This window comes from Stutzerimonas stutzeri SDM-LAC (genome assembly GCF_000235745.1).
Classification (GTDB): domain Bacteria; phylum Pseudomonadota; class Gammaproteobacteria; order Pseudomonadales; family Pseudomonadaceae; genus Stutzerimonas; species Stutzerimonas stutzeri_H.
Genome location: NZ_AGSX01000058.1, coordinates 1 through 5,479 on the forward strand (window position 1 = coordinate 1; position 5,479 = coordinate 5,479).

At 63.0% G+C, this 5,479-nt stretch carries 8 protein-coding genes; 3 read left to right on the forward strand and 5 right to left on the reverse strand.

Annotation, left to right across the window (positions count from 1 at the left end):
- Positions 1-92, reverse strand: a 92-nt coding sequence (locus PSTU_RS21670) for an FAD-dependent monooxygenase (RefSeq protein ID WP_141566884.1), incomplete at its 3' end; no start/stop codon positions are given.
- Positions 93-248: 156 nt separating this feature from the next.
- A complete protein-coding gene (locus PSTU_RS0106835; protein WP_019340294.1) occupies positions 249-1,169 on the reverse strand; it encodes a histone deacetylase in 921 nt (306 codons plus the stop codon).
- Positions 1,170-1,236: 67 nt separating this feature from the next.
- Here PSTU_RS0106835 and PSTU_RS0106840 point away from each other — a divergent pair, with 67 nt between their 5' ends.
- The 3 genes from PSTU_RS0106840 to PSTU_RS0106850 all read left to right on the forward strand — a co-directional run bounded on the left by PSTU_RS0106840 (position 1,237) and on the right by PSTU_RS0106850 (position 3,354).
- Positions 1,237-1,812, forward strand: a complete 576-nt coding sequence (locus PSTU_RS0106840; RefSeq protein ID WP_019340295.1) for a GNAT family N-acetyltransferase — start codon at positions 1,237-1,239, stop codon at positions 1,810-1,812.
- Positions 1,813-1,894: 82 nt separating this feature from the next.
- The gene (gene tesB / locus PSTU_RS0106845; protein WP_019340296.1) at positions 1,895-2,764 is read left to right on the forward strand and encodes an acyl-CoA thioesterase II; all 870 of its coding nucleotides are present in this window, start codon (positions 1,895-1,897) and stop codon (positions 2,762-2,764) included.
- Complete coding sequence (locus PSTU_RS0106850) at positions 2,761-3,354, forward strand: HAD family hydrolase (RefSeq protein WP_019340297.1); 594 nt, start codon at positions 2,761-2,763, stop codon at positions 3,352-3,354. The genes tesB and PSTU_RS0106850 overlap by 4 nt, the downstream gene beginning before the upstream one ends.
- A 180-nt stretch (positions 3,355-3,534) precedes the next feature.
- On the opposite strand, the gene trxA is transcribed toward PSTU_RS0106850, so the two are convergent.
- The 3 genes from trxA to PSTU_RS0106865 all read right to left on the reverse strand — a co-directional run.
- Positions 3,535-4,404, reverse strand: a complete 870-nt coding sequence (gene trxA / locus PSTU_RS0106855; protein WP_019340298.1) for a thioredoxin — start codon at positions 4,402-4,404, stop codon at positions 3,535-3,537.
- Between the two features lie 91 nt (positions 4,405-4,495).
- On the reverse strand, positions 4,496-5,026 hold the full coding sequence (thpR, locus tag PSTU_RS0106860; RefSeq protein WP_019340299.1) for an RNA 2',3'-cyclic phosphodiesterase: 531 nt from the start codon (positions 5,024-5,026) through the stop codon (positions 4,496-4,498).
- Between the two features lie 39 nt (positions 5,027-5,065).
- The coding region (locus PSTU_RS0106865; RefSeq protein WP_019340300.1) for a 50S ribosomal protein L11 methyltransferase at positions 5,066-5,479 on the reverse strand (414 nt) is incomplete at its 5' end.

Consider the following 5,479-nt stretch of genomic DNA (forward strand, 5'->3'; position numbering starts at 1 on the left):
ACCGCAACGCCCGCCTGGCTCAGCACTTCAGCAGCCATCAGCCCGGCGGGGCCGCCGCCGATGATTGCGACGCGAGTTTCTGGGGTGCGCATGGATAACCTGGCCGTGGTTCGGGGGCGGCCATTCTAGCTGTTCGCGATGAGAAATTTGCAGCAAGGGCCGACTGAGTAGGGCGTGGTGCGGGCTCATCCAGCCTGGAGTTGGCACAACTGTAATCCGCCCTATGGTTGGTGGTGTGACCAGCGAGGTCAGCATAAACCGTGTCTTTGCCAGGCCTCGGCGGCACTGATGTGCAGTTGCGCATGGCGCCGGGCGAGCCGCGCGCGGTCTTTGTCGTAGCCGCCGCCGATCACGCCAACCACCGGAATATCTCGCCCCAGACAATGCTCAATCACTGCGCTGTCACGCATGGCCAGGCCTTCGTCACTGAGGTTGAGCAGGCCCAGCGCGTCGTCGCGGTGTACATCGACGCCGGCGTCGTAGATCACCAGATCAGGCTGATACAGCGGCAGCAGGTAGTTGAGCGCGTTGTCGACGACTTTCAAGTAATCCGCATCGCCAACGCCCGGTGTCAAACCGATGTCCCAATCGCTGCGGGCCTTGCGCGTCGGGAAATTCTTTTCGCAATGCAGTGATACGGTGATGGCGTCCGGTACGTGCTCGAGAATGCGCGCTGTGCCGTCGCCCTGATGCACGTCGCAATCGAAGATCAGCACGCGACTCACGCGACCGCTCTCCAGCAGCGAAAGGGCCATAATGGCCAGGTCATTGAATATGCAGAATCCGGAGGCATGATCGTGATGAGCATGGTGAGTGCCTCCGGCCAGGTGACAGGCCAGCCCGTGCTGCAAGGCAAGGTCCGCGGCCAACAGCGAGCCGCCTACTGCGCGCACGGTGCGCTGCGCCAGTTGCGGGCTCCAGGGCAGGCCCAGACGGCGCAATTCCTCACGGCTCATGTCGCCGCTGAGGTAACGGTCGACATAATCGCGGTCGTGCGCGAGGGCCAGCACGTCGGTCGGACAAAGTTCGGGGCGCAACAATGCCTGGTCGGTGGTCAAACCGCACGCGACGAGGTGATCGCGCAGCAACCGAAACTTCTCCATCGGAAAGCGGTGCCCCGGTGGCAAGAGCGGGCTGTAGTCGTCGTGGAAAACCAGCGGCAGGGACATCGGGTGGCGCTCATCGGGTTCGGCACCCAGTATGCAGAGCAGGTATTTGATTCTTCAAGGAAACAGCATGGGCGAACCGATGGAACGCATTGAACTGGAAACCCCACGTCTTCGGCTTCGCGCCTGGCGTGATTCGGACCTCGATCCGCTGGCGGAGCTGTGTGCCGATCCGCTGGTGATGCGCTATTTCCCCGGGCTGCTCTCACGCGATGACTGTGCGGCGGCGATGGCACGCTGCCGGCTTCATTTCGCCAGGTTCGGTTTCGGCATCTGGGCGCTCGAGCTCAAGAGTGATGGGCGCTTTATCGGTCTGGCGGGCCTTTCGTGGTGCCGTCTGCAACTGCCTTTCTGCCCCGCGGTGGAGATTGCCTGGCGGCTCGCTCATGAATTCTGGGGCCAGGGGTTTGCGCGCGAAGCGGCGGAGGCTTCGCTGGCGTGCGGGTTCGACCGCCTGCAACTGCCTGAGGTTGTGGCATACACCGCGGCGCTCAATGATCGCTCACAGGCGTTGATGGAGGCGCTGGGTATGCAGCGCCAGCCGGCCGGTGATTTCGATCATCCCAACATCGCCGAGGGGCATCCAGTGCGCCCTCACGTCTTGTACCGGATGACTGACGAGAACTGGGCCGATATTCGCCGATAAGCGCAACCAGTGGAGCCGATACGGAGGAATCCGTACCATTGCGCGCCTGCCCCGTGCCTCGCATACATAAAGGAACTACACCATGAGCGACACCCTAGACACGCTGGTCAACCTGCTGTCGCTGGAGCGAATAGAAGAAAACCTGTTTCGCGGCGACAGCCAGGACCTGGGCTTTCCGCAGCTATTCGGCGGCCAGGTCGTTGGCCAGGCGCTGTCCGCCGCCAGCCAGACCGTGGCGCCGGAGCGTCACGTGCATTCGATGCACGGTTACTTCCTGCGCCCTGGGGATTCCCATCAGCCGGTGGTCTACGACGTAGATCGGGTGCGTGACGGTGGCAGTTTCACCACCCGCCGGGTTAGCGCGATTCAGAAAGGTCAGACCATCTTCACCTGCAGCGCTTCGTTCCAGGCGGATGAGACCGGCTTCGAGCATCGGTTGCCGATGCCTGACGTGGTCGGTCCCGAGGATCTGCTCAGCGAATGGGAGCTGTTGCACAAGCTGACCCCACTGGTCCCGGCGCGGGTGGCGGAAAAGCTGCGTCGCCCCAAACCCATCGAGATCCGCCCGGTCACACTGCAGGACCCGATCAACCCGCTGCCGATCGAGCCGGTCCGCCACATCTGGTTCCGTGCCGATGGCTCGCTGCCGGACAACCCGGCGCTGCACAAGTATCTGGTCGCCTACGCCTCGGACTTCAGCTTCATCGGCACGGCGTTGCAGCCGCACGGTGTCAGTTCGTGGAGCAAGTTCATCCAGCTGGCGAGCCTGGATCACGCCATCTGGTTCCACCGCGAAGTGCGCGCCGATGAGTGGCTGCTGTATTCCATGGACAGCCCCTGGGCCGGCAACGCGCGTGGTTTTGCGCGCGGCAGCATCTTCAACCGCGCCGGGCAACTGGTTGCCTCGGTGGCGCAGGAAGGGCTGATTCGCGTGCGCGAGGACTGGAAGTGAGCCTGGCCGACGCGCGGTACTGGGTATTTGACATGGATGGCACCCTGACCCTTGCCGTGCATGACTTTCCGGCGATCAAGCGGGCGCTCGCTATCCCCCAGGAAGACGACATCCTGCATCACCTCGCAGCGCTTCCGCCCGACGAAGCCGCCAGCAAACGCGCCTGGCTGCTGGAACACGAGCGTGAGCTGGCTTATGCCGCGACACCGGCGCCAGGCGCCCGTGAGCTCCTGCACGCATTGCGTGATCGCGGTTGTCGGCTGGGTGTGCTGACGCGCAATGCGCACGAGTTGGCGCTGGTGACGCTGCAGGCGGTGGGCATGGGTGATTGCTTTGCCAGCGAGGACATCCTCGGCCGTGACGAGGCGCCGCCCAAGCCTGATCCCGGTGGGCTATTGCATCTGGCGGACCAATGGAGCATCGAACCCAGCGAGCTGGTGATGGTGGGTGATTTCCGTTTCGACCTGGAATGCGCCAAGGCGGCAGGCGCGCGCGGCGTGCTGGTCAACCTGCCAGAAAACCCCTGGCCTGAGCTGACCGATCTGCACGCCCGTGATTGCCTGGCGTTGCGTCAACTACTCAGTGGCTAGCCGAAGCATCGCCCAAAGATCGGCATGCATTCAGCGGTAGGGTGGATCACGCTCTACCGATCCGCCGCGCTGTCAGGCTGGACCAGGACGCGGGTATGAGAAAAGGGACATCCCCGAAACGGATAGCCGACCTATCCGAGTCGGGAGGATGCAATTGCTAAAGACGCTTCCTTCGATGGCTCAGTAAAGCGCCTGATACAGCTTGCGGCGGTAGGTTGTGACCAGCGGATGGTCGCTTCCCAATAGGTCGAATACCTGCAGCAACATCTTGTGCGGCAGGCCGTCCGCGTAGCCGCGATTGCGCACGAACAACTTCAACAAGCCGTCCAGCGCCGCTTCGTGCTGCTGGCGTGCCAGCTGCTGAATGGCCAGCTGGTAAGCCGCCTCGTCATCTTCGGCGTTCTGCGCCAGGCGGCTTTTCAGATCGGCCACTTCCGGCAGGTCAGCGGCTTGGCGCAGAAAGGTCAGCTGCGCGCGGGCGCCGGCAAGCGCCTGCTTGTGCTCGTCGCCCTTGACCGCATCGAGTACCAGTTCGGCTTCGCCAAGCTCGCCACGCTCGGCCAGGCAACGTGCATAGAGAATCAGTGCTGCAGCCTTTTCGTTGTCTTCGGCCAGCAATTGCTTGAGCAGGTTCTCCGCTTCGCCGATGCGGCCTTCGGCGAACAGTGTTTGCGCGGTCTCGAGCAGGTCGGCGTCCGGTGCGGCAGGTGCTTGCACGTGGGGCTCGAGCATGGCGCGAATGGCTGATTCCGGTTGGGCACCGGCAAAACCGTCGACCGGCTGACCGTCCTTGAACAGCACCACGGTAGGCAGGCTGCGAACGCCGAAACGGGCCACTACGTCCTGCTCGATATCGCAATTGACCTTGGCCAGCACGAGTTCGCCCTGATATTCCTCGGTAATCTTGGCCAGCAGCGGCATCAGCGCTTTGCAGGGCGCGCACCACTCGGCCCAGAAGTCCACCAGCACCGGCTTGTGAAAGGAATTTTCCAGCACCAGCTGTTCGAAATTGGCGCTGGTGACGTCAAAGATGTAGGGAGTCTGGCTCATTGGAATTCTCGGAATGGGCGCATGCGAAAGTAGGCATGCATGTTAAGTGGGGGCGAGGCGATTCGGAAGCAAGGGCACGGCGCGCACCCGGTCAGCGCCGCGGATTCGCCAGTGACCAGCTCGCCAGTTCGCTGTAGAGCACCCCTCGTGGTGTGTTGTCGGAGCGGTACAGTCCGAAACGGTCTACCGACCACTGGAACGGCCGCGGCTGGAGACCGGGCAAGGTCTGAACCCTGCGTGACAGCGTGACGTGCGGCAGGAACGGCCGTGCGTCGAGCACAATGCCGTGAGTGGACAGCCCCGCGTGCAGTTGCTCGACCAGTTGATTCAGTGGCGAGGGGTTTTGACTGGGCGTCAGGCAGGCGAAATCCTTACCGATCAGGCGCAGCTGATCGAGCCGCAGCGTGAAGGCGTCGACGCGTATGCTAGCCGCAAGCTGCCTTAGACCCTCCACGGCTGCTACGGGCTGGTTGCCGAGAAACGCCAGGGTCATGTGCAGATTGGCCTGAGTGACGGGGCGACCTCCGATTCCTTGACTGTCACGCCAGTTGCAGACGGCCTCGCCAAGGTCGGAAGGGCACTTCAGCGCAAAGAACAGGCGCAGTGGTTGTTCGGTCGGCATCTGTTCTCCTCATGAACCTCAGGTTGCTGGGTTTTCGTTTCAGCACATCGCCATGGGTATAGGTTCGCGACGTGCTTGGTAGAGGCTGACCCGGCGAAACTCTGCAGGTTCGGCCAGGTCCGGCCAGGTACAGGCGTCGAGAATGTCCAGGCGCTGATACAGGGGGTGCTGAAAGTCCCGCACGCGGGAATCGGCAACCAGCGCCACCTGACCGCGACTGAGAAATTCATCGAGCAGCGGAAGGTTGGCGCGGTCGTACAGCACGTCGGCGACGATGATCAGGTCGTAGCGGTCAGCCTCGGCGAAGAAGTCATCCGAATAGTTGAGCTGCACGCCGTTGAGTTCTGCGTTGGCGCGACAGGCGGCAAGCGCCAGCGGGTCCAGATCACAGGCCACAACCTCCGCGGCGCCGGCCTTTGCTGCGGCAATGGCCGCGACGCCTGATCCGGCGCC